This is a genomic window from Achromobacter sp., from assembly GCF_049647645.1.
In the GTDB taxonomy this organism is placed as follows: Bacteria; Pseudomonadota; Gammaproteobacteria; order Burkholderiales; family Burkholderiaceae_B; genus Achromobacter.
In genome coordinates this window covers 1-22,408 of sequence record NZ_JBARYB010000122.1, presented here as the reverse complement: position 1 = coordinate 22,408, position 22,408 = coordinate 1, and the positions used below count along the sequence as shown (strand labels likewise).

The following is a 22,408-nucleotide window of genomic DNA, read 5'->3' as shown; positions in this document are numbered from 1 at the left end:
CCCCTGAATATGAAGAAATCAAGATGAAAACCGCAACCCTAGATCTCGCGAAAAAACTCCCCGTCACTGTTCTGTCCGGCTTTCTGGGCGCGGGCAAGACAACGCTGCTCAACCATATCCTGAACAACCGTGAGGGCCGGCGCGTCGCGGTCATCGTCAACGACATGAGCGAGGTCAACATCGACGCCGCGCTGGTGCGCGAAGGCGGGGCCGAGCTGTCGCGCACCGACGAGAAGCTGGTGGAGATGAGCAACGGCTGTATCTGCTGCACGTTGCGCGAGGATTTGCTGCTTGAAGTGGATCGCCTTGCCAAGGAAGGCCGCTTCGACCAGCTCGTGATCGAATCCACGGGGATTTCAGAGCCTCTGCCGGTGGCGGAAACCTTCACCTTCGAGGGCGAGGACGGCCGCAGCCTGGGTGAGGTGGCCCGGCTCGACACGATGGTGACGGTGGTTGATGCCTTCAACTTCCTGCGCGACTACAGCTCGCGCGACAGCATCCAGTCGCGCGGCGAGTCGCTGGGCGATGAAGACCAGCGCACGGTGGTAGACCTTTTGATCGAGCAGATTGAGTTCTGCGACGTGATCGTGCTTAACAAGGTTGACCTGATCAGCGACGAGGAGCGCGAGCGGTTGATGGCGATTTTGCGCAGCCTCAACCCGCGTGCCCGTATCGAGATCGCCGAGTTCGGCAAGGTGCCGCTCGACCGCGTACTGGATACCGGTCTGTTCGATTTCGACGAAGCCTCCAGGGCGCCGGGCTGGTTGCAAGAGCTGCGCGGTACACACACGCCGGAGACCGAGGAATACGGTATCCGCAATTTCGTCTATCGCGCGCGACGGCCCTTCCATCCGCAACGCTTCTTCGATTGGGTGGAAAGCGAATGGCCCGGCGTGGTGCGCTCCAAAGGCTTCTTCTGGCTTGCCAGCCATCCGACGCTGGCGGGCAATTGGTCGCAGGCGGGCGCGGTGGCCCGGCATAACGTGGCGGGCTACTGGTGGGCTGCCGTGCCGCAGGAGCGCTGGCCGCAAGACCCTGAAGCCGTGGCGCTGATCCGCGAGAAATGGGACGAACACGTCGGCGACGCCCGCCAGGAACTGGTGCTGATCGGTATGGACATGGACGAGGCTGCGCTGCGCGCTCGATTCGACGTTTGTTTACTGACCGACGAGGAAATGGCCCAAGGCCCGAAGACGTGGACGGCCTGGCACAACCCGTTTCCCGATTGGTCCTGATTGATTCCGATTGGTTCTGATCAGTCCTGATTTGACCGTGCTTCCCATGCTCTGAACCGGGTGGGGTGCACCTCCACTGGATTTTGAGCATGAATGCCGCACTTCCCGACGTTTCACTGACCGACATCGCCCCCCGCCTCAGCCCGCTGGCGTGGGTCGGTATGCAGGGCATCGACCTGCCCATCACCGTGGCCGAGCTTGGCTACCGGCGCGAGCTGCATGCGCGCGCCGACGTACAGGTCGATTTGCCCGCCCCGCATGTCAAAGGCATCCACATGTCCCGGTTGTACCGGCTGCTGGATGCGCTGGGCCAGGGCGAAGCGCTCTCGCCAACGGGCCTGTGCCATCTGCTCCAGGACATGATCGCCAGCCATCAGGACTGCGACAGTCGTTGCGCACGGCTGCGCTTGAACTTTGCGCTGCTGATGCGGCGTCCGGCGCTGGTCACGCAGGGACTGTCCGGTTGGAAGTCCTACCCCGTCTGCTTGGATGTTTCCCTCATTAACGGCGTATTCAGGTGCCGCGTGCAGGTCACGGCGGGCTATTCCTCGACCTGCCCCTGTTCGGCCGCGCTGTCGCGGCAGATCATCGAGCAGGGCTTTCTGAAAGCCTTCGATCAGCAGTCCCCGGTGGAGCCGACAGATGTGGCGGCCTGGCTGCACCAGCATGCGACGCTGGCGACGCCGCATAGCCAGCGCAGCGAGGCGCAGGTCACGGTGGATGTGCCCAGCGACGCCGACACGCTCGGGCTGCTGGCGTTGATCGACCGCATCGAGGAGGCCGTGGGCACGCCGGTGCAAACGGCGGTCAAGCGCGCCGACGAACAGGCGTTCGCGGCGCTCAACGGCCAGAACCTGATGTTCGTTGAGGACGCCGCCCGGCGCATCGAGGCGGCATTGGGTGGCTACGCCAGTCCCACTGTCCATGTCCGGCACCTGGAGAGCCTGCACCCGCACGACGCGGTGGCGTGGGCGGCTCCTATGCCCGAAGGAGTTTCCGCATGAGCGCCGAATCCCCATCCAGCCTGATCCCCGTCACCCTGCTGACAGGGTTCCTTGGCAGCGGCAAGACCACCGTGCTCAATCATCTGGTGCGCCAACCCGAGCTGGCTGACGCGCTGGTCATCATCAACGAGTTCGGCGAAATGGCGCTCGACCACCTACTGGTCGCTCATAGCACCGAGAACCTGGTGATGGAAATGAGCAGCGGTTGCCTGTGCTGCACCATCCGCGGCGATCTGGTCAAAACCTTGCGCGACATCACCTGGCGCTTCTCGCGCGGCGGCCAACGACAGTTCCGGCGCGTGCTGATCGAGACCACGGGCCTGGCCGATCCGGCGCCCATCATCCACACGCTGATGACCCATCCGCAGATCGCGCCAAAGTACCGGCTCGATGGCATTGTCACGACCGTGGACATGGCCACCGGCATGCACACCCTCGATCGGCACCCGGAAGCCGTCAAGCAGACGGCCGTGGCCGACGCGCTGCTGCTTACCAAGGCGGATCTGGTCTCTGACGAGCAACGCAATACGCTGTTGCGCCGACTGGACGGCATCAATCCGGCCGCCCCGCGCTGGGAGGTGCGGGGTGGCGATATTGCACCGCAGAAGGTGCTGAATCTCGGACTGTTTTCTGTGGATGGCAAGACCCCCGACGTGGCGCGCTGGCTGCGAGAGGAAGCCTATGCGCCGGCGCATGAACACGCACACGATCACCATGTGCACGATCACGGCCATCACGGCCACACCCATCTCGAGCACGAATCGCACAGCCACCATGAACACGGTCACAGCCACGCGCATGCGCACCATGACGTGAACCGCCATGATGACCACATCCGTGCGTTCTGCTTCCATGTCGATGAGCCGATACCCGACGAGGTATTGACCGATTGGCTCGAACTGCTCATGAGCTTCGTGGGAAGCAACATCCTTCGCGTCAAGGGCATCCTCAACGTTGAGGGCAGCACGCAGCCGATCGTCGTGCATGGCGTGCAGCACATCTTCCATCCGCCCGTACCGCTGCCCGCGTGGCCGAGCGAAGACCGCCGCTCGCGCATGGTCTTCATCACCCAGGACGTTGACCGGGAAGTGGTCGAGCGCACTTTCGAGGCGCTACGGCAGGCGCTGCCACAAGCGGGGGAGCCGACCGCATGAACCCGCCCATCCTTCTCTACAACACGCTCGCGCGCAAGAAGGAACCCTTACGTACCGAACAACCCGACCGGGTGACGATGTATGTGTGCGGCCCCACGGTCTACAACTTCGCCCACATCGGCAACGCGCGGCCCGCCGTCGTGTTCGACGTGCTGGCCCGGTTGCTCAGGCACGACTACCGCGAGGTGGTCTATGCCCGCAACTTCACGGACGTGGACGACAAGATCAACGCGGCGGCGGCCGTCGAGGGGGTGCCCATCGGCACCATCACCGGCCGCTACATCGACGCCTACCACGAGGACATGCGGGCGTTGGAGGTGCTGACACCCGACCTGGAGCCGCGCGTCACCGACCATATCCCCGCAATCATCGACTTGATCCTGGAACTGATCGAGCGCGGCCACGCCTACGTCGAACAGGGGCACGTGCTGTTCAATGTGCCGTCCTATTCCGCCTACGGGCAGCTCTCGGGGCGACGCACCGAGGACATGCTGGCCGGCGCCCGCGTGGAGGTGGCGCCCTACAAGCGCGACCCCATGGATTTCGTGCTTTGGAAGCCCTCGACGCCGGAGCAGCCGGGATGGGACAGTCCCTGGGGCCGGGGCCGCCCTGGCTGGCATGTTGAATGCTCGGCCATGATTGGACAGCACCTGGGGCACACCATCGACATTCACGGAGGCGGGCAGGATCTGATCTTCCCGCACCACGAGAATGAAATCGCCCAGGGCACCTGCGCGCACGGCTCCTTGTACTGCCGTACCTGGGTACACAACAGCTTCGTCACGGTGGACGGACAGAAGATGTCCAAATCGCTGGGCAACGTGCTGCTGGTGCGCGACCTGCTGGCGCAGGCGCCGGGCGAGACCATCCGTCTGGCGCTGCTGTCCACGCACTACCGGCGCCCTTTGGACTGGAGTGCTCAGCGTCTTGCTGACGCGCGGCAGACGCTGGTGCGCTTCTACACCAGCCTGGCGAAGGTCGAACACTTCGCCATATCGCCAGACGCTGCCCCCGATCCAGAGGTGTTGGAGGCACTGAGAAACGACCTCAACGTGCCAGGGGCGCTGAAGCGCTTGCATGTGCTGCGTGTCCAGCTCGACGAGGCGGCGACCGACGCAGCGCGGGCGCAGGCCAAATCGCGTTTGCTGGCATCGGCCGGCTTGCTCGGTTTGTTCCAGCAGGCGCCCGCTGCGGCGATGGAAATATTCGCTCCATCGGCGTGGGCGCTGTCGCTGAGTACGGCTCGGGTTCGAGAACTGCTGGCCGAACGCGAACTGGCGCGGCAGAACCGGGACTTTGTTCGAGCGGATGCGCTGCGCGAAGAGCTGGAAGCCGCCGGATTCATCGTCGAAGACACCCTCAAGGGCATGGTGCTGCGCCCCGCCAGAAAGGAGCCAGCATGACACGCTGGCCCGCTCAGATGCTGGTGCTGCTGGTGCGCGGCTACCAGTTGTTCATCAGCCCGATGCTCGGCCCGCGCTGCCGCTTCCATCCCACTTGCTCGCAGTACGCCGTTGAAGCCCTGCAAACGCAGGGAGCCGTCAAGGGAAGCTGGCTGGCATTGCGGCGCGTGCTGCGCTGTCATCCGCTGCACCCGGGTGGGCATGACCCCGTGCCACCCGCCAAACCCACGACCTCAAGGCCGACCCCACCATGATCCGAAAGAACCCGCGCGGCGACCTGCCGCAAATTCACCCTAGCGCCTTCGTCGATCCAACGGCCATCCTGTGCGGCCTCGTGGTCGTCGAGGAAAACGTGTTCATCGGCCCTTATGCGGTCATCCGCGCCGATGAGATGGACGCAGACGGGCATATTGACCCCATCGTGATCGGCGCCCATTCCAACATCCAGGACGGCGTGGTGATCCATTCCAAGTCCGGCGCCAGCGTGCGCATCGGGCAGCGCACCTCGATTGCCCATCGTGCCATCGTGCATGGCCCCTGCAAGGTCGGCAGCGGGGTGTTCATTGGCTTTAACAGCGTGCTGTTCAACTGCACGGTCGATGACGGCTGCGTGGTTCGCTACAACGCCGTGGTCGATGGCGTGCATCTGCCCGCTGGCTTTTACGTGCGCTCGACCGAGCGCATCGGCCCCGAGACCGATCTCGATTCGCTGCCGCAGGTTTCTGTCGATGCCAGCGAGTTCTCCGAGGACGTGGCGCGCACCAACAACGAACTGGTGCGTGGCTACAAGCGTATCCACAACGAGTTCTAGATAAGGACAGCCATGAGCATCAAAGGCAAAGCCTTCATCATCGGTGCCTACGAGCACCCCACTCGCCACGCGGGCGACACCTCACTGGCCCAGTTGCACGCCGAGGCAGCCGCCGGCGCGCTGGCCGACGCAGGGTTGACGATCTCGGATGTGGATGGCTACTTCTGTGCCGGCGACGTTCCGGGTTGGGAAGCGCCCGGCGTCGGTCCTTTCTCCATCGTCGAGTACCTGGGCCTGAAGCTGAGGCACCTGGATACCACCGAAAGTTGGGGTTCCGCCTATATCAACCACGTAGCCCACGCCGTGCAGGCGATCGAGGCCGGCAAGTGCCGTGTGGCGTTGATCACGCAGGCGGGCCGCCCGCGTGCCGACCGGCAGACCCCCGAGAGCAGCCACCGCAACCAGGGACAGGGTGCACCCGAGGCACCCTTCGAGCTGCCTTACGGGCCGGTCGTGACCAATATGTACGGCATGTGCGCCATGCGCCACATGCACGTTCACGGTACGACTTCCGAGCAACTGGCCTGGATCAAGGTGGCGGCGTCGCATCATGCCCAGCACAACCCGAACGCCATGCTGCGCAAGGTTGTCACCGTCCAGGATGTACTGGATTCGCCCGTGGTCTCCACGCCGCTGCACCGGCTCGACTGTTGCGTCATCAGCGACGGCGGCGGCGCGCTGGTCGTGGCTCATCCCGAGGTGGCGCGCTCGCTCCAGCGTCCGCTGATCACGCCCACGGGCGCCGGCTTCACGGTCAGGCACCTCGATGGCGGCTACTTCGACATCCTGGCCAGTGGCGCCGTGCAGTCCGGCGCCGAAGCCTTCGCCCAGGCCGGTGTCACGCCGGCCGACATCCAGTACGCCTCGATCTACGACAGCTTCACCATCACGGTGCTCATCCAGTTGGAGAACCTGGGCTTTTGCGAGCCGGGCCAGGGCGGGCGCTTCGTGGCCGACGGCCAACTGATCGCGGGCGTCGGGCGCCTGCCCATCAACACCGATGGCGGCGGCCTGTGCAACAACCACCCCGGCAACCGCGGCGGCATGACCAAGCTCATCGAAGCAGTGCGTCAATTGCGCGGCGAAGCCCACCCGGCGGTGCAGGTTCCCAACTGCGGACTCGCGCTGGTGCACGGCACGGGCGGGCTGCTCAGCGCACGCCACGGCAGCGCCACCCTGATCCTGGAAAGGCTCTGACATGTCCATCGCCAATCTTCCGCCCGCACCCGAACCCAATGCGGAAACGACAACCTTTTGGGATGCCGCCAACGAAAGCCGCCTGCTGCTCAAGCGCTGTATGGGCACGGGCCGGGCTTTTCATCCGCCGCGCACCATCAGTCCGTTCACGGGCCTGACTCAGACCGAATGGATCGAGGCCAGTGGCGCCGGCACTGTGTATTCGTTTAGCGTTTCCACGCTCCAAGAGACACAGCACTGCATTGCCTACGTCACCCTCGCAGAAGGCCCCATCGTATTGAGCTGCGTGATTGGCTGCGATCTGTCTGCCTTGCGCATCGGTCAGCCCGTGCACGTGGTCTTCGTACCCAGCGCCAGCGGGCAGAAGGTGCCCATGTTCACGCCCGACACGGCCTGAGCCTTTCACTGCGCAACCTAAGCCCCTCGACTTCATCAAACCTACAGGAACTCACCCATGCCAAATACCAAAAGTGCTCTTGTCGTCAGTGCCCATTCGGCAGATTTCGTCTGGCGTGCCGGAGGAGCCATCGCCAGCCATGCCAAGCAAGGATGGCGCGTCAAGATCGTCTGCCTGTCCTATGGCGAACGTGGCGAGTCGGCCAAGCTCTGGCGGCAGTCCGGCATGACGTTGGAGAAGGTCAAGACCGCACGTCAGGAAGAAGCCCAGCGCGCAGCCGACATCCTGGGCGGCGAGGTCGAGTTCTGGGACATTGGCGACTACCCGATGCGCGTCAGCGATGAAACGCTGTTTCGGCTGGTCGATCTGTACCGCAGCTTGCAACCGGCCTTCGTGCTGAGCCATTCGGTGAAAGACCCCTACAACTTCGACCACCCGCTGGCCATGCACGTGGCGCAGGAGGCGCGCGTCATCGCCCAAGCCGAGGGTCACAACCCCGGCCAGAAAATTCTTGGCGCTCCACCAGTCTACGCCTTCGAGCCGCACCAGCCCGAGCAGTGCGGCTGGGAACCGAACACCTTCCTGGATATCACCGAAGTGTGGGACACCAAGCGCCGCGCCATCGAGTGCATGGCTGGGCAGGAACACCTGTGGCACTACTACACGCGCGTCGCCCAACAGCGTGGTGTGCAGGCCAAGCGCAACATCGGCATTACCGCCGCTCGCAACATCGAATACGCTGAGGGCTTCATGCGACTGACCCCCTCGGTGGTGGAGGCGCTATGAACGCGCTTCCAGGCTCTGTTCCCGCTTCTGTGGCGGTCACGGTCACGCTGCCGGATCGCAGCCGCCGAACATTCGATCATCCTGTTTCCGTGCTGGAGGTTGCACAGTCTATCGGCCCCGGTCTGGCGAAGAACACCGTGGCGGGAAAGCTCGACGGCCGACTCGTTGATGCGTGCGAACTGATCGACCACGACGCTTCATTGCAGATCATTGCGCCCAAGGACGAGGAAGGGCTGGAGATCATCCGGCATTCGTGCGCGCACCTGATCGGCCATGCCGTCAAGCAGCTCTACCCGAGCGCGAAGATGGTCATCGGCCCGGTCATCGAAGACGGCTTCTATTACGACGTTGCCTACGAGCGTCCCTTCACGCCCGAAGACCTGGCCGCCATCGAAGCGCGCATGCAGGAACTGATCGCGCAGGACTACGACGTCATCAAACAGATGACGCCGCGCGACAAGGCGATCGAGATATTCAATGCCCGCGCCGAGAACTACAAGCTGCGTCTGATTGACGACATGCCGGACGAACAGGCGATGGGCCTGTACCACCATCAAGAGTACGTGGACATGTGCCGGGGGCCGCACGTACCCAACACCCGCTTTCTCAAGGCGTTCAAACTCACCAAGCTGGCCGGTGCCTACTGGCGCGGCGACTCGAAGAACGAACAGCTTCAGCGCATCTATGGCACGGCCTGGGCTGACAAGAAGCAGCTCGATGCGTATATCCAGCGCATCGAGGAGGCCGAGAAGCGCGACCACCGCAAGCTGGGCCGCGAACTGGATCTGTTCCATTTCCAGGAGGATGCACCCGGTGCCGTGTTCTGGCATCCGCGCGGCTGGGCCGTGTTCCAGGAATTGATTGCCTACATGCGCCGCCGCCAGCAGGATGCGGGCTATGTGGAGGTGAATTCGCCTGACGTGATGGATCGCAGCCTGTGGGAAATCTCCGGCCACTGGCAGAACTACCGCGACCACATGTTCACCACCGAGACCGAAGATGGCCGCGCGCTCGCACTTAAGCCAATGAACTGTCCGGGCAGCGTGCTGCTGTACCGCCACGGCCTCAAAAGTTACCGAGACCTGCCGATCCGCATGGGCGAGTTCGGCAAGGTGCATCGCTACGAGCCTTCCGGTGCGTTGCACGGATTGCTGCGGGTGCGCCACTTCACTCAGGACGACGCCCATATCTACTGCACGCCACAGCAGATGGATGCCGAGTGCTGCGAGGTTGTGGCCCTGGTGCTCGACATCTACCGTCAGTTCGGCTTCGAGGACGTGCGCATCAAGCTCTCCACCCGCCCCGAGAACCGCATGGGCGACGAAGCGACTTGGGATGTGCTCGAAGGCGCACTGGTTCAGGCACTGGACGGCATGGGCCTGGCCTATCGCCTCAACCCCGGCGAAGGTGCCTTCTACGGCCCCAAGCTCGAATTCGTGCTGCGCGACGCCATCGGCCGCGACTGGCAGTGCGGCACGCTTCAAGTGGACATGAGCCTGCCCGAGCGCTTCGGCATCGAGTACGTCGACGAGGACGGCCAGCGCAAGCGCCCGGTCATGCTGCACCGGGCGCTCTTCGGCTCGCTGGAGCGCTTCACCGGCATCCTGATCGAGCACCACGCCGGCAAGCTGCCCGCCTGGCTGGCACCGGTGCAGGCGATGGTGCTGTCGATCACCGAGGAGCATGGCACCTACGCGCAGGACGTTGCGCGGCTTCTGCGCGGTGCCGGGCTGCGCTGCGAAGCCGACGTGCGCAACGAGAAGATCGGCTACAAGATTCGCGAGCAGACGTTGCAGCGCATCCCCTTCCTGCTGGTTGCCGGGGCCAAGGAGCGCGAAACAGGCTCCATTGCCATTCGCAGCCGTGAAGGGCAAGACCTGGGCGTGTTGCCCTTGATGGATGCCGTGGCGCTGCTGTTGCGGGCATCGCAGGCGCCGGACGCCGCTGCACGCAGCGAGGCGCAACGCCGCCTGTGCGTTCGTCTGAGCCGCCAGCACACCGCTGGCGAAGCTGTGGTTGACGCGCTGGAGACTGCCTCATGAATGCCACCGGCAGCGTCATCACGCCATCGGCGAGCCGGCAAGCCGATCTTCTGGTGCAGGGCGGAATCGTCATGACACCGAGCGGGGCCGAGCGCATCGACGTGGCCTGCGCGCAAGGTCGGATCGTTGCGCTGGGCGATCTTTGCGGCACATGGAGCGCCGAGACCACACTGGACGCCACCGGCCTGCATGTGCTGCCCGGTGTCATCGACAGTCAGGTGCATTTCCGCGAGCCGGGCCTGACGCACAAGGAGAACCTGGAGGCTGGCACGCGCGGCGCGGTGCTGGGCGGCGTCACCGCCATTTTCGAGATGCCGAACACGGCCCCGCTGACCTTGAACGCGGCTGACCTGCAAGCCAAGCTGGATGCCGCCCGTGGCCGCGCGTGGTGCGATCACGCTTTCTATGTCGGCGGCTCTGCCGTGAATGCGGAGCAACTGGCCGAACTGGAGAACCTGCCGGGCTGCGCTGGCGTCAAGGTCTTCATGGGCAGCTCCTTCGGCGACCTGCTGGCGGATGACGATGAAGTGCTGCGCCGCATCCTGCGTCATGGACGCAGGCGACTGGCCGTGCATGCCGAGGACGAAGCCCGGCTGCGCGAGCGCAAACACATCGCCGTGGACAGCGCGGACGTGCGCCAGCACCCCGTCTGGCGCGATGTGGACAGCGCGTTGATGGCGACACAGCGCATCGTGCGGCTGGCTGTCGAGTGCGGCCGACGCCTCCATGTCCTGCATGTATCCACCGCCGAGGAAATGGCGTTCCTGGCGGCTTGCAAGCATCGCGTCACGGTGGAAGTCACGCCCCACCATCTGACTTTGCAAGCACCTGAATGCTATGAACGCCTTGGCAGCCTGGCACAGATGAATCCGCCCGTGCGCGAGCAGCATCATCAGGATGCGCTATGGCAGGCGATCCGCAATGGCCTTGTCGATGTCATCGGCAGCGACCATGCGCCCCACACGCTACAGGAGAGGGCGAAACCCTATCCACAATCGCCGAGCGGAATGACGGGCGTGCAGACGCTGCTGCCCGTGATGCTCGACCATGTGCATGCCGGGCGCTTGAGTCTGCAACGGCTGGTGGATTTGACCAGCGCAGGGCCGGCCCGCATCTTCGGCATCGAGGGCAAGGGTCGCATCGCGCTGGGCTACGACGCGGATTTCAGCATCGTCGATCTACGGGCACAGCGGATCATCCGCAAGGACTGGATCGCCAGCGTCAGCGGCTGGACGCCGTATGACGGCCAGGCCGTCACGGGCTGGCCCATCCACACAGTGGTGCGAGGGTGCTGTGTCGTTCGTGATGAAGCCCTGACCGGAGAGCCGCAAGGCACGGCGGTTCGGTTCCTGGAATCGTGGTCACAGGAAACCAGAGGAGCGTCTGATGCCTGATTCAACCGAACTCAGAAACCGAGGCTTGAAGGCCACGCTGCCTCGCCTGCAAATCCTGGAAATATTTCAGAAAGCTGATGTACGTCATTTAACAGCCGAAGAGGTGTATCGCCTGCTGTTCAAGCAAGGTCACGAGGTCGGCCTGGCTACCGTGTACCGCGTGCTCACACAGTTGCAGCAAGCCGGCCTGCTCAAGCAGGCGCACTTCGAGGCAGGGCGAGCCGTTTACGAGCTGGATGACGGAATGCACCATGACCATCTCGTGTGTACGACATGTGGTCGCGTGCAGGAATTCCATGATGAAGCGGTCGAACAGCGACAGCGGTTGATCGCTTCGGAACATGGCTTCGAGGTCGTCGAGCATTCCCACATCCTTTACGGCCGCTGCACCACACCTCAGTGCGAACACCGCCGTCGTGCCGCATGAGTCATAACGAGGAAAACACATGAACTCCAATACTGATACATCCCGCCCCACCTTGGCTTCTGCGACAGTGGCGTTGCACGCAAGAACATCCGTTGAACAGGTCGAGGAAGGCCGGGAACTGGCGCCCAAGTTCGATCAGGATGATCTGATCGCTTGCATTACCACCGATGCCGACAGTGGCGACGTGCTGATGCTGGGCTACATGAACCACGAAGCCTTGGTGAAGACTGTCCAAACTGGGGAAGCGTACTACTGGAGTCGATCGCGGAAAACGCTGTGGCACAAAGGGGCAACCAGCGGCTTGGTGCAGGTAGTCGAAGAAATGCGCATCGACGATGACCAAGACGCGGTATGGCTACGTGTTCGCGTATCCGGTTCTGGTGCTAGTTGCCACGTCGGCTATCGCTCATGCTTTTACAGGCGCATTCCAGTTGGCAAAGAGCATGCAGCAGGAAAGGAACTGGTATTCACCGAGTCGAGCAAAACCTTTGATCCCAACCTGATCTACGGAGATGCGCCCAACCCGACGCTTCTGTAAGCAGAACGTCGCACATCGATGATGTAGGGGGGCAGAATGGAAATTCGCCATCTTCGTTGCTTTCTGGCAGTGGCTGAAGAACTACACTTCGCCCGTGCTGCTGAGAGACTGCACGTCGACCAATCACCTCTGTCTCGCACCATCAAAGAGTTGGAGGAGGAACTCGGTGCCCGGCTGTTCGTTCGCACCACCCGCAGCACACAGCTGACGCGCGCGGGGCGGTTGTTCTTGGAGCATGTCCCACGTGTCTTCGCAGCACTGGAACAGGCTCGCGATAGCGTCAAGTCCGCCACCAATGGCTTTCACGGGCAGTTGCGTATCGCCTTGTCCGATGGCATCACTCCCTCGCGCCTGCCGGCATTACTGGCGCAATGCCGCAAGAAAGACCCCGAGGTAGAGGTTCGGTTGTGCGAGGTGCCGCTGGCCCAGCAGATCAAGGGCTTGCACGACGACCTGTACGACGCAGGGTTTTCGATGGCCGAGGACGCGGGCGACGGTATTGTGGTCACTCCCGCATGGCAAGACGAATTGATGGTGGCGGTGCCCGCTCGCCATCCTGTGCTCGCCTTCAAACAAATCCCACTGGAGGAAGTGCTGCACTACCCGCTGGTACTGGGTGATCCAGCAGTGTGCGAAGGTCATGCGCGCCAGGTTGACCGCTTTCTCCGCAAGCTCGAACCGGAGCCGCTGATCGCACAGCGCGTATCGACCTTCGATGTGATGATGACGCTGGTTTCCGCCGGTCTGGCTTTGGGCCTGGCCGGCGCTGCGCACATCGCTTCCAGCCGCGAGTCGGGCGTCGTGGCACGGCGCTTGGCGGGCACCCCGCCCATGCTCACGACCTATCTGCTGCGTCGTACCGAAGAGCCTTCCGAGATGCTGGCCCGGTTCATAGAACGAGTGGCCTTCATTGACTCTGAGGATGACCACGGTGCTGCCGAGGATGCCTCTCCCACCTAGCGAAAGGACTGGAACCATGAACAAAGTGATGCTGCTGATGCTGGCCGCCGCGCTGACCGCATGCAGCCCCTCTCAATCTTTGGAAACAGTGGACTTCCTCGTGGCCCATCCCGAGCGCATCAAGGAGATTCAACGGCAATGCAAGGAAGAGCGCGCCAAGGTCGGTGAAGAACTCTGTCGTCGTGCTGCCGAAGCCGCCAACAGGCGCTTCTTCGGTGATAGGCCGGAGCAAAAATCCAAGTAGCGCACTTCGCCGTCGCCTCGCTGCGACGAAGTTCTCGTTGTTACCCTATCACGCCGCAGCGCGCTCACGCCTGCGGCATTTTTATTGCCTTCGCCACTGCAAGAAATCTGGCTTTCTCGGTCTGAATCCCCGCCATAACGGCCTTTGACCGGCCTGCGCGCGTGCCTTGATCCTCAGTGCTGCGGCACCTCTGTGTGCCGTGATGGGAGGCAAGGTCATGCAAGGGACGAACGTACTGTTCGGTCAGATTGCCGTCGTATTCGGCATCGTGATCGTCGGCGTGTGGGGTGCCACACAATGGACAGCCGCCGTCCTGGGCTATCAGCTACGCCTTGGCTCGCCCTGGTTTGATTTCTTCGGCACGCCGGTCTATCACCCCTGGCGGCTGTTCGAGTGGTGGTTCTTCTTCGACGCCTACGCGCCGCGCGTGTTCGATACCGGCGGCGCCATCGCGGGTGGCAGTGGCCTGCTGGCGGTGGTGGTCGCCATCGGGATGTCGATCTGGCGATCACGCCAATCGCGCCTGGTCACGACCTACGGCTCGGCCCGCTGGGCGAACGCAGATGACATTCGCATGGCGGGCCTGACGCAGCCGGCCGGTGTATTCCTCGGCCAGCACGATCGCCAGTACCTGCGCCACGAAGGCCCGGAACACGTCCTGACCTTCGCGCCCACACGCAGCGGTAAAGGTGTTGGCCTGGTGGTGCCCACCTTGCTGTCCTGGCCCGCGTCCGCCGTGATCCACGACATCAAGGGCGAGAACTGGCAGATCACCGCAGGCTGGCGCAGCCGGTTCAGTCACTGCCTGCTGTTCAACCCCACCGATGCGAAGTCGGCGGCCTACAACCCGCTGCTGGAGGTGCGGCGCGGCGCGCATGAGGTGCGCGACGTGCAGAACATCGCCGACATCCTTGTCGATCCCGAAGGCGCGCTGGAGAAGCGCAACCACTGGGAGAAGACTTCGCACGCGCTGCTGGTCGGGGCAATCTTGCATGTGCTGTACGCGGGCAAGGACAAGACGCTGCGCGGCGTCGCTAACTTCCTTTCCGACCCTGCCTGCCCATTCGAGCTGACCCTGCACCGGATGATGACCACGCCGCACCTCGTGAACGAGGATGGTGGTGGCCCGCATCCGGTGGTGGCCTCCGCTGCGCGCGAAGTGCTCAACAAATCGGACAACGAGCGTTCCGGCGTATTGAGCACCGCGATGTCGTTCCTCGGCCTGTACCGCGATCCGACGGTGGCCGAAGTCACTTCGCGGTGCGACTGGCGCATTGCCGACCTGATCGCCGCCGAGCATCCCGTGTCGCTGTACCTCGTGGTGCCACCTTCGGACATTTCTCGGACAAAGCCGCTCATACGCCTGATCCTCAACCAGATCGGCCGGCGCCTCACTGAATCGCTCGACGGCTCCGACGGCATCGCTCGCCGCCACAAGCTGCTGCTGATGCTCGACGAGTTCCCGGCACTCGGACGCCTGGACTTCTTCGAGACGGCGCTGGCTTTTATGGCTGGCTACGGCATCCGCAGCTTCCTCATCGCGCAGTCGCTCAACCAGATCGACAAAGCCTACGGCCAGAACCATTCGATCCTCGACAACTGCCATGTGCGCGTGACGTTCGCCACGAACGACGAACGCACGGCCAAGCGCATCTCCGAGACGCTGGGCACCGCTACCGAGCTGCGCGCGCAGCGCAACTACGCCGGCCACCGGCTCGCGCCTTGGCTGGGCCACCTGATGGTGTCGCGGCAGGAAACTGCGCGGCCACTGCTGACGCCGGGCGAGGTGATGCAGCTTCCGCCTGACGAGGCCGTGGTGATGGTCTCCAGCATGGCGCCGATCAAGGCCAAGAAGCTGCGCTATTACGCGGACGCCAATTTCAAGCAGCGCGTGCTGCCACCGCCCGCCCTGGCGGACGGGCAGTACGCCGACACGCCGCCGGCCCGCGCCGACGACTGGAGCGGGTTGGCGATTCCCGCCGTACGCGCCGCACCGGCCACGGAATCCGCTGATGGCCTGGAGAACTTGGATTCGGCGGATGACGGTGGCCCACGCCGTCAGCCTGAACTTTCGGAGCCCGTCGCCTACGACCCCGAGCTGGCCGCCTCCGCGGCCGACCTCGGGCTGCTCGATGACGACGACGACCTGCCGCTTCCCCTTCCGCGCCAGCTCGACCCGGCCTTGCAGCGCACGGCCCGGCTGGCTTCCCTCGACCCGAACGACGGAATCGAACTATGAGCCACTACCGCTTGAATCTCTTTATCCAGCCTGAGCACGCCAAGCGCCTGGACGAGCTGGCCGCCAAGAAAGGCGTGTCCAAGTCGTCCATCGTCGCGGCGGCGCTCGCATCGTGGCTGTCGCCCGATGCCGCCGACCAGCGCGAGGCGGCCATTGCCAAGCGGCTGGATCGCCTCTCGCGCCAGGCCGAGCGCATGGAGCGCGATCAGAACATCACCATCGAAACGCTGGCGCTGTTCATTCGCTACTACCTGACCGTCAGCACGCCGGTTCCCGAGGCGCATCAAGACGCGGCGCGCGCCCAGGGCAAGGCGCGCTTCGAGCAGTTCACCGAGCAGCTTGGCCGCCACCTACTGCGGGGCCGCAGCCTGGTGCGCGACGTGGTGGAGGAACTGCATCCCCAGGATCGTGAGTTCGGGATGCGGATGGAGGGCGCGGCGGCGGCCGCGGCCGCGCAAGCACAGGAGCGTGCGTCATGAGTGCCGTTCCGCAATTCCCGCCCGAACCGCGCTCATCCGCAGCGGCCTCGCTCGACCGGCGCATTCAGATGCTGCGCACGGCGATGGGGCCGTTGATCGCCGCTGCGCTCGAAGACCCGGACGTGGTAGAAATCATGCTCAACCCGGATCACACCCTTTGGGTGGATCGCCTGTCGTCGGGCCGAGCGCCTATGGGCGTGGAGATGTCCGAGGCGGACGGTGAGCGAATCATCCGCCTGGTGGCAGCCCACGTCGGCGCGGAAGTCCATCGCGGCCAGCCACTGCTGTCCGCCGAGTTGCCCGAAACGGGCGAACGCTTCGAGGGCATCTTGCCGCCCGCTGCACCGGGGCCAGCCTTCGCGCTGCGCAAGCGCGCCATCGGCGTGATTCCGCTGTCGCGCTACATCGAGGACGGAATGATGACCGCCGCCCAGGCGGGCTTTCTCGTTCGCGCCGTGCGCGAGCGGCAGAACGTCTTGATCGCCGGCGCCACCAGCAGCGGCAAGACCACGCTCGCCAATGCTTTGCTTGCCGAGATCGCCGCCACCGGCGACCGCGTGCTGGTGCTCGAAGACACGGTGGAACTGCAATGCGCGGCCCGCGATCACGTACCGCTGCGCACGCGCGCAGGCGTGGTGTCCATGACGGAGCTGGTGCGCTCGTCCATGCGCCTTCGGCCGGATCGCGTCGTCGTGGGCGAGGTGCGCGGCGCCGAGGCGCTGGATCTCATCAAGGTGTGGGGTACCGGCCACCCCGGCGGCATCGCCACGATCCATGCCGGCTCCGCGCTGGGCGCGCTATTGCGCCTGGAGCAACTGATTCTCGAAGTGGCGGTGAACCCGCCCCGTGCGCTGATCGCCGAGGCGGTCAATGTGGTGATCCACATCGCCGGGCGCGGGCGCAAGCGCCGCATCGAGAGCATTGCCCGCGTCGTCGGCTTCGACGGCGTGGGCTACCAACTGGCGGACGCGATGGAAACCCCGTTTCCCGAGCTGCTGCCGATCCCCGATGCCGCACCTGCTGCGGCGACTTCCCCGTCCCCTGACCAACCTGGAGAACTGCCATGACGCAGATGTACGTTCCTGCTTTCCGTGTTTCTGTAAATCCGGCATTGCGCCTTGCGCGGCTGCGCTGCCTGGCCCGCCCTGCGGGGCAAGGGCTGCTGCTGGCCGCGCTGCTGCTGTTCCTGGCCGGAACCGCGCAGGCCGCCGGTTCCTCGATGCCGTGGGAAGGCCCGCTGCAATCCATCCTTGAATCCATCCAGGGGCCGGTGGCGCGCATCGTCGCGGTCATCATCATCATCGCCACGGGCCTCGCGCTCGCCTTCGGCGACACGTCCGGCGGATTCCGCAAGCTGATCCAGATCGTCTTCGGTCTGTCCATCGCCTTCGCGGCTTCGAGCTTCTTCCTGTCGTTCTTCAGCTTCTCCGGCGGGGCCGTCGTATGAGTGCCCCGGACACCTTTGCAGACGGCTTCGAGGTGCCGCTGCATCGCTCGCTGACCGAGCCGATTCTGCTAGGCGGTGCGCCGCGCACCGTGGCGATCGCCAACGGCACGCTGGCCGCCGCTGTCGGCCTGGGCCTGCAACTGTGGATTCCCGGCGTGGTGCTCTGGATCGTCGGCCATTCGCTGGCGGTGTGGGGTGCGCGCGTCGATCCGCAGTTCATGCAGGTCTTCGCCCGGCACATCAAGCACCGCCCGCTGCTGGACGTGTGAGGGGAGGACGCCGCGATGCTGAACCTCGCCGAATACCGCCAGCGCCCGGCCTTGCTTGCCGACTGGCTGCCCTGGGCCGGGCTGGTCGCGCCGGGCGTCGTCTTGAACAAGGACGGCAGTTTCCAGCGCACGGCCCGGTTTCGCGGGCCTGACCTCGACAGCGCGACGCAAGGCGAGCTGATCGCCACGTCGGCGCGGTTGAACAACGCGCTGCGCCGCATGGGATCGGGCTGGGCGCTATTCATCGAAGCCGAGCGTCGGCCTGCGGCCGACTATCCGCACTCGGAGTTTCCCGAGCCGCTTTCGTGGGTGGTGGAGGAAGAACGCCGGGCCGCGTTTGAGGAATCCGGCCATCACTTCGAGAGCGGCTATCACCTGACGCTGGTGTACCTGCCGCCGGAGGAATTACGCGCCCGCGCCGCCAAGATGCTCTATGAGAATACTCCGACGAATGGCGTGGACTGGCGCGAGCGGCTGCAAGCCTTCATCGCGGAAACGGATCGCGTCTTTGACCTGCTCGATGGCGTGATGCCGGAGATCACCTGGCTCGACGACAGCCAGACGCTGACCTACCTGCACGCGACCATCTCGACGCGGCGCTATCCGCTGGCGGTGCCCGATGTGCCGTTCCAGATCGACGCGCTACTGACCGACTCCGCACTGGTTGGTGGCCTGGCGCCCATGCTGGGCGATGCGCACCTGCGCGTGGCGTCGGTGCGTGGCTTTCCGACCTCGACCTGGCCGGGGATTTTGGACGACCTCAATCGCTTGGGCTTTGCCTATCGCTGGAGTACGCGCTTTCTTTGTCTGGACAAAGCCGAGGCGGAAAAGGAATTCGTTCGCTTGCGTCGCCAATGGTTCGCCAAGCGCAAGAATGTGGTGGCGCTGCTGCGAGAAACCATCTTCCAGCAGGAGTCGCCACTGGTGGACACCGACGCCAACAACAAGTCGGCGGATGCGGACGCCGCCTTGCAGGAGCTGGGCAGCGATCAAGTCGCCTTCGGCTACTTCACCGCGACGGTGACGGTGCTCGACGCCGACCCTGCGGTCGCCGACGAAAAGCTGCGCATGGTGGAGCGCGTCATCCAGGGTCGGAGCTTCGTCACCATCCCTGAAACGCTCAATGCCGTGGATGCCTGGCTGTCCTCGCTCCCCGGCAATGCTTACGCCAACGTGCGCCAGCCCATCGTCTCGACGCTGAATCTGGCGCACATGATGCCGGTGTCGGCGGTATGGGCTGGGCCAGAGAAGAACGAACACCTCGACGCCCCCCCGCTGATCGTGACACGCACCGACGGCGCCACGCCGTTCCGGCTGGTGACGCACATCGGCGACGTGGGCCACACGCTGGTCGCCGGCCCGACCGGCATGGGCAAGTCGGTCTTGCTCGCCACGCTGGCGATGCAGTTCCGCCGCTATCGCGGCTCACGCATCTTCGCCTTCGACATGGGGCGCTCGATGCGAGCCACGATCCTGGGCCTGGGCGGAGAGCACTACGACCTTGGGATGGATGACGAAATTGCTTTCCAGCCCTTGGCTAGCATCGACCGCGAGGGCTACCGTACCTGGGCCGCTGAATGGATCGAAGGCCGCCTGATGCATGAAGGCGTGGCGGTCGGCCCGGACGAGAAAGCGGCGATCTGGTCGGCGCTGGGAAGCCTCTCGGGTGCGCCCGTGGAGCAGCGCACCATGACCGGCCTGTCCGTACTGCTGCAATCGAACGCGCTGCGGCAGGCGATCGCGCCCTATGTGCTGGGCGGCGCACACGGCAAGCTGCTGGACGCCGATCACGACCGGCTGGAGATCGCCAATGCGGGGTCAGCCGACGTGCAGTGCTTCGAGATGGAGGAGCTGATGCACAGCAAGGCCGCCGTCATTGCCGTGCTGCATTACCTCTTTGCGCGCTTCGATGAACGCTTTGACGGTGCGCCCACGCTGCTGATCCTCGATGAAGCGTGGCTGTTCCTCGATGACTCGGTGTTTGCTGCGCGCATCCGCCAGTGGCTCAAGACGCTGCGCAAGAAGAACGTCAGCGTCATCTTCGCCACGCAGTCGCTGGCGGACATCAAGGACTCGACCATCGCGCCCGCGATTATCGAAAGCTGCGCGAGCCGCATCTTTCTGCCAAACCCGCAGGCGACCGAGCCGCAGATTCGCACGATCTACGAGGGCTTCGGCCTCAACAGCCGACAGATCGAGATCGTCGCCACCGCGCAGCCCAAGCGCGACTACTACTACCAATCCCGCCTCGGCAATCGCCTGTTCGACCTCGACCTGGGGCCGGCGACGCTGGCCTTCGCGGGCGCTTCCACGCCGCAGGACCAGCGCGACATGGATCGCTTGCTGCTGGATGCCGGCGTGCCCGGCTTCGCGGGTGCCTGGCTGCGTCATCGCCGCCTCGATTGGGCGGCCGACCTGCTGCCTTCGTTCCCCGGCCTAACGCCGGGTTCCGTTACTGACCAACCACTGGAGTACCAGCCATGAAGAAACGTCTTCTCGCCACCACCGTCGTGGCCATGCTTTGCACCGCCACGGCCCATGCGCAATGGGTCGTGATCGACCCCACGAACCTCGTGCAGAACACGCTGACCGCGATTCGCACGATGGAGCAGATCAACAACCAGATCCAGCAGCTCCAGCACGAAGCGCAGATGCTGATGAACCAGGCACGCAACCTGGCCAGCCTGCCGTCCAGCGTGGTCGGCCAGTTGCGCACCAACCTGGCGACGACCGAACGACTGATCGCGCAGGCCAAGGGCCTGGCCTACGACGTGACGAATCTGGATCAACAGTTCGCCCGTCTGTACCCCGAGCAGTACGCCGCCACCGTCAGCGGCGACCAGATGTACCGCGACGCGCAGGAGCGTTGGCGGAACACGCTCAACGGCTTGCAGACCACCATGCAGATGCAGGCGCAGGTGTCGCGGAACCTGGGCGAAGACGAAAGCGTGCTGGCCGATCTCGTCGGCAAGAGCCAGTCGGCCGAAGGCGCGCTGCAAGCGATGCAGGCCATGAACCAGTTGCTGGCCTTGCAGGCCAAGCAGTCGATCCAGACGCAGCGGATTCAGATCACACAGGATCGCGCCGCTGCGCTGGAACTGGCACGTCAGGCCGCAGCCACGGAGCGCGGGCGCGAAGTGACGCGGCGCTTCCTGGGCGGCGGCACGCCGTACACGCCGCAGCCCGTCAACTTCTACAACCACTGACGGGTGCGGTCATGAGGAACGCGCCCGTCTTGTTCGCTCTCGCGTCCCTGCTGGCCGGCTGCGACCGGCCGCCTTCGGTAGATGCGCTGGCCGCCGACCCGTCCCGGCTGCACGCACTGCGCGCGCAGTGCCGTGCGGGCGAGCATGGCGGCGCGTTCTGCGTGCGGGTGGCGCAAGCCGACCTGCGCCGTTTTCTCTCCGGCAAGGCCGGCCCTGGCGAGTACCGGACGCTCGCCGACCTGCCGCCAATTCCGCCCAGCTTCGATGAACCCACTGATGGCGGCGGGCATGGGCAGGAGGACTCGCCATGAACGACGTAACCGTGATTGATCGCTTCCTCGATACGTTCTCGCGCTACATCGACTCGGGCTTTGGCCTGCTGCATGGCGAGGTGGCGTTTCTCACGGCCACGCTGATCGTCATCGACATGACGCTCGCCGGGCTGTTTTGGGCTATGAGCCACGCCACCGGCCAGGGCGAGGACGTGATCGCCAAGCTGATCCGCAAGGTGCTCTATGTCGGTGCCTTCGCCTACATCATCGGCAACTTCAACTGGCTGGCCGGCATCGTGTTCCGCTCGTTCGCGGGCCTGGGCCTGACGGCCAGCGGCTCGACCTTGAGCATGGAGAACTTCCTGCAGCCGGGTCGGCTGGCGAAGGTCGGCATTGATGCAGGAGCGCCAATCCTCAAGCAGATCGGGGACATGGCGGGCTTTCCCGAGGTGTTCGTGAACCTCACGCCCATTGTCGTGATGTTTCTCGCCTGGCTGATCGTCCTGCTGTGCTTTTTCGTGCTGGCGATTCAGCTTTTCATCACGCTGATCGAGTTCAAGCTGACCACGCTCGCGGGCTTCGTGCTGGTGCCGTTCGCGCTGTGGAACAAGACCGCGTTCCTCGCCGAAAAGGTTTTGGGCAACGTGGTGTCGTCCGGCATCAAGGTGCTGGTGCTGGCGGTGATCGTGGGCATTGGCTCGGGCCTGTTCGCCGAGTTCCAGGTGCAGCCGGCCGAGCCGTCCATCGACCATTCGGTCTTCGTCATGCTGGCCTCGTTGACCCTGCTGGCGCTGGGCATCTTCGGGCCGGGCATCGCCACTGGTTTGGTGTCCGGCGGGCCGCAGCTCGGAGCGGGCGCGATGGCCGGTGCTGCGCTGGGCGCGGCTGGCGCTGCGGTTGCTGT

The 22,408-nt window shown here is 64.4% G+C and carries 24 protein-coding genes; all 24 read left to right on the top strand.

Going from position 1 to position 22,408, the window contains the following annotated elements; genetic code table 11:
- Positions 1-23: 23 nt before the first annotated feature.
- Entirely contained in the window at positions 24-1,235 is a 1,212-nt protein-coding gene (gene zigA / locus WBB14_RS14580) for a zinc metallochaperone GTPase ZigA (RefSeq protein WP_424240472.1), read from the top strand.
- 89 nt (positions 1,236-1,324) lie between these two features.
- Positions 1,325-2,239, top strand: a complete 915-nt coding sequence (gene folE2 / locus WBB14_RS14575) for a GTP cyclohydrolase FolE2 (protein WP_424240471.1) — start codon at positions 1,325-1,327, stop codon at positions 2,237-2,239.
- On the top strand, positions 2,236-3,393 hold the full coding sequence (locus WBB14_RS14570) for a CobW family GTP-binding protein (protein ID WP_424240470.1): 1,158 nt from the start codon (positions 2,236-2,238) through the stop codon (positions 3,391-3,393). The genes folE2 and WBB14_RS14570 overlap by 4 nt, the downstream gene beginning before the upstream one ends.
- A complete protein-coding gene (cysS, locus tag WBB14_RS14565) occupies positions 3,390-4,796 on the top strand; it encodes a cysteine--tRNA ligase (RefSeq protein ID WP_424240469.1) in 1,407 nt (468 codons plus the stop codon). Before WBB14_RS14570 ends, cysS begins: the two co-directional genes overlap by 4 nt.
- Entirely contained in the window at positions 4,793-5,050 is a 258-nt protein-coding gene (yidD, locus tag WBB14_RS14560) for a membrane protein insertion efficiency factor YidD (RefSeq protein WP_424240468.1), read from the top strand. Before cysS ends, yidD begins: the two co-directional genes overlap by 4 nt.
- Positions 5,047-5,607 (top strand): carbonate dehydratase, encoded by a 561-nt coding sequence (locus WBB14_RS14555; protein ID WP_424240467.1) that lies wholly within the window; start codon positions 5,047-5,049, stop codon positions 5,605-5,607. Before yidD ends, WBB14_RS14555 begins: the two co-directional genes overlap by 4 nt.
- A gap of 12 nt (positions 5,608-5,619) precedes the next feature.
- Positions 5,620-6,804 (top strand): thiolase domain-containing protein, encoded by a 1,185-nt coding sequence (locus WBB14_RS14550; protein ID WP_424240466.1) that lies wholly within the window; start codon positions 5,620-5,622, stop codon positions 6,802-6,804.
- Between the two features lies 1 nt (position 6,805).
- Positions 6,806-7,201 (top strand): Zn-ribbon domain-containing OB-fold protein, encoded by a 396-nt coding sequence (locus WBB14_RS14545; protein ID WP_424240465.1) that lies wholly within the window; start codon positions 6,806-6,808, stop codon positions 7,199-7,201.
- Positions 7,202-7,258: 57 nt separating this feature from the next.
- Positions 7,259-7,987, top strand: a complete 729-nt coding sequence (locus WBB14_RS14540; RefSeq protein ID WP_424240464.1) for a PIG-L deacetylase family protein — start codon at positions 7,259-7,261, stop codon at positions 7,985-7,987.
- Positions 7,984-10,029, top strand: a complete 2,046-nt coding sequence (gene thrS, locus WBB14_RS14535; protein WP_424240463.1) for a threonine--tRNA ligase — start codon at positions 7,984-7,986, stop codon at positions 10,027-10,029. Before WBB14_RS14540 ends, thrS begins: the two co-directional genes overlap by 4 nt.
- Positions 10,026-11,423, top strand: a complete 1,398-nt coding sequence (locus WBB14_RS14530) for a dihydroorotase (RefSeq protein ID WP_424240462.1) — start codon at positions 10,026-10,028, stop codon at positions 11,421-11,423. The genes thrS and WBB14_RS14530 overlap by 4 nt, the downstream gene beginning before the upstream one ends.
- Positions 11,416-11,850, top strand: coding sequence for a ferric iron uptake transcriptional regulator (fur, locus tag WBB14_RS14525; RefSeq protein WP_424240461.1), 435 nt, complete (start codon positions 11,416-11,418; stop codon positions 11,848-11,850). The genes WBB14_RS14530 and fur overlap by 8 nt, the downstream gene beginning before the upstream one ends.
- A 19-nt stretch (positions 11,851-11,869) precedes the next feature.
- Entirely contained in the window at positions 11,870-12,388 is a 519-nt protein-coding gene (gene hisI / locus WBB14_RS14520; protein ID WP_424240460.1) for a phosphoribosyl-AMP cyclohydrolase, read from the top strand.
- Positions 12,389-12,424: 36 nt separating this feature from the next.
- Entirely contained in the window at positions 12,425-13,348 is a 924-nt protein-coding gene (locus WBB14_RS14515) for a LysR substrate-binding domain-containing protein (RefSeq protein ID WP_424240459.1), read from the top strand.
- Positions 13,349-13,364: 16 nt separating this feature from the next.
- Entirely contained in the window at positions 13,365-13,592 is a 228-nt protein-coding gene (locus WBB14_RS14510; RefSeq protein ID WP_424240458.1) for an EexN family lipoprotein, read from the top strand.
- A 217-nt stretch (positions 13,593-13,809) separates the two neighbouring features.
- Positions 13,810-15,831: a conjugal transfer protein TraG gene (locus WBB14_RS14505; protein ID WP_424240457.1), complete on the top strand. Its 2,022-nt coding sequence runs from the start codon at positions 13,810-13,812 to the stop codon at positions 15,829-15,831.
- Positions 15,828-16,310 (top strand): CopG family transcriptional regulator, encoded by a 483-nt coding sequence (locus tag WBB14_RS14500; protein WP_424240456.1) that lies wholly within the window; start codon positions 15,828-15,830, stop codon positions 16,308-16,310. Before WBB14_RS14505 ends, WBB14_RS14500 begins: the two co-directional genes overlap by 4 nt.
- Positions 16,307-17,377, top strand: a complete 1,071-nt coding sequence (gene trbB, locus WBB14_RS14495; protein WP_424240455.1) for a P-type conjugative transfer ATPase TrbB — start codon at positions 16,307-16,309, stop codon at positions 17,375-17,377. The genes WBB14_RS14500 and trbB overlap by 4 nt, the downstream gene beginning before the upstream one ends.
- The gene (locus WBB14_RS14490; RefSeq protein ID WP_424240454.1) at positions 17,374-17,757 is read left to right on the top strand and encodes a TrbC/VirB2 family protein; all 384 of its coding nucleotides are present in this window, start codon (positions 17,374-17,376) and stop codon (positions 17,755-17,757) included. The genes trbB and WBB14_RS14490 overlap by 4 nt, the downstream gene beginning before the upstream one ends.
- Positions 17,754-18,026, top strand: a complete 273-nt coding sequence (locus WBB14_RS14485) for a VirB3 family type IV secretion system protein (protein ID WP_003103993.1) — start codon at positions 17,754-17,756, stop codon at positions 18,024-18,026. The genes WBB14_RS14490 and WBB14_RS14485 overlap by 4 nt, the downstream gene beginning before the upstream one ends.
- 15 nt (positions 18,027-18,041) lie before the next feature.
- Positions 18,042-20,510 carry a conjugal transfer protein TrbE gene (gene trbE, locus WBB14_RS14480; RefSeq protein WP_424240453.1) on the top strand — a complete coding sequence of 823 codons (2,469 nt, stop codon included), beginning with the start codon at positions 18,042-18,044 and terminating at the stop codon, positions 20,508-20,510.
- On the top strand, positions 20,507-21,232 hold the full coding sequence (trbJ, locus tag WBB14_RS14475) for a P-type conjugative transfer protein TrbJ (protein ID WP_424240452.1): 726 nt from the start codon (positions 20,507-20,509) through the stop codon (positions 21,230-21,232). The genes trbE and trbJ overlap by 4 nt, the downstream gene beginning before the upstream one ends.
- A gap of 11 nt (positions 21,233-21,243) precedes the next feature.
- Positions 21,244-21,543, top strand: a complete 300-nt coding sequence (locus WBB14_RS14470; protein WP_424240451.1) for a hypothetical protein — start codon at positions 21,244-21,246, stop codon at positions 21,541-21,543.
- On the top strand, positions 21,540-22,408 hold an 869-nt coding region (gene trbL, locus WBB14_RS14465), incomplete at its 3' end, for a P-type conjugative transfer protein TrbL (RefSeq protein ID WP_424240450.1). The genes WBB14_RS14470 and trbL, both read left to right, overlap by 4 nt.

Coding starts and splice junctions, on each gene's coding strand:
- WBB14_RS14510 (WP_424240458.1), top strand. CDS start 13,365: ATGAACAAAGTGATGCTGCTGATGCTGGCCGCCGCGCTGACCGCATGC.
- trbJ (WP_424240452.1), top strand. CDS start 20,507: ATGAAGAAACGTCTTCTCGCCACCACCGTCGTGGCCATGCTTTGCACC.
- WBB14_RS14470 (WP_424240451.1), top strand. CDS start 21,244: ATGAGGAACGCGCCCGTCTTGTTCGCTCTCGCGTCCCTGCTGGCCGGC.
- WBB14_RS14550 (WP_424240466.1), top strand. CDS start 5,620: ATGAGCATCAAAGGCAAAGCCTTCATCATCGGTGCCTACGAGCACCCC.
- WBB14_RS14515 (WP_424240459.1), top strand. CDS start 12,425: ATGGAAATTCGCCATCTTCGTTGCTTTCTGGCAGTGGCTGAAGAACTA.
- trbE (WP_424240453.1), top strand. CDS start 18,042: ATGCTGAACCTCGCCGAATACCGCCAGCGCCCGGCCTTGCTTGCCGAC.
- fur (WP_424240461.1), top strand. CDS start 11,416: ATGCCTGATTCAACCGAACTCAGAAACCGAGGCTTGAAGGCCACGCTG.
- folE2 (WP_424240471.1), top strand. CDS start 1,325: ATGAATGCCGCACTTCCCGACGTTTCACTGACCGACATCGCCCCCCGC.
- WBB14_RS14555 (WP_424240467.1), top strand. CDS start 5,047: ATGATCCGAAAGAACCCGCGCGGCGACCTGCCGCAAATTCACCCTAGC.
- WBB14_RS14540 (WP_424240464.1), top strand. CDS start 7,259: ATGCCAAATACCAAAAGTGCTCTTGTCGTCAGTGCCCATTCGGCAGAT.
- WBB14_RS14485 (WP_003103993.1), top strand. CDS start 17,754: ATGAGTGCCCCGGACACCTTTGCAGACGGCTTCGAGGTGCCGCTGCAT.
- WBB14_RS14490 (WP_424240454.1), top strand. CDS start 17,374: ATGACGCAGATGTACGTTCCTGCTTTCCGTGTTTCTGTAAATCCGGCA.
- WBB14_RS14545 (WP_424240465.1), top strand. CDS start 6,806: ATGTCCATCGCCAATCTTCCGCCCGCACCCGAACCCAATGCGGAAACG.
- WBB14_RS14570 (WP_424240470.1), top strand. CDS start 2,236: ATGAGCGCCGAATCCCCATCCAGCCTGATCCCCGTCACCCTGCTGACA.
- cysS (WP_424240469.1), top strand. CDS start 3,390: ATGAACCCGCCCATCCTTCTCTACAACACGCTCGCGCGCAAGAAGGAA.
- WBB14_RS14505 (WP_424240457.1), top strand. CDS start 13,810: ATGCAAGGGACGAACGTACTGTTCGGTCAGATTGCCGTCGTATTCGGC.
- yidD (WP_424240468.1), top strand. CDS start 4,793: ATGACACGCTGGCCCGCTCAGATGCTGGTGCTGCTGGTGCGCGGCTAC.
- hisI (WP_424240460.1), top strand. CDS start 11,870: ATGAACTCCAATACTGATACATCCCGCCCCACCTTGGCTTCTGCGACA.
- zigA (WP_424240472.1), top strand. CDS start 24: ATGAAAACCGCAACCCTAGATCTCGCGAAAAAACTCCCCGTCACTGTT.
- trbB (WP_424240455.1), top strand. CDS start 16,307: ATGAGTGCCGTTCCGCAATTCCCGCCCGAACCGCGCTCATCCGCAGCG.
- WBB14_RS14530 (WP_424240462.1), top strand. CDS start 10,026: ATGAATGCCACCGGCAGCGTCATCACGCCATCGGCGAGCCGGCAAGCC.
- thrS (WP_424240463.1), top strand. CDS start 7,984: ATGAACGCGCTTCCAGGCTCTGTTCCCGCTTCTGTGGCGGTCACGGTC.
- WBB14_RS14500 (WP_424240456.1), top strand. CDS start 15,828: ATGAGCCACTACCGCTTGAATCTCTTTATCCAGCCTGAGCACGCCAAG.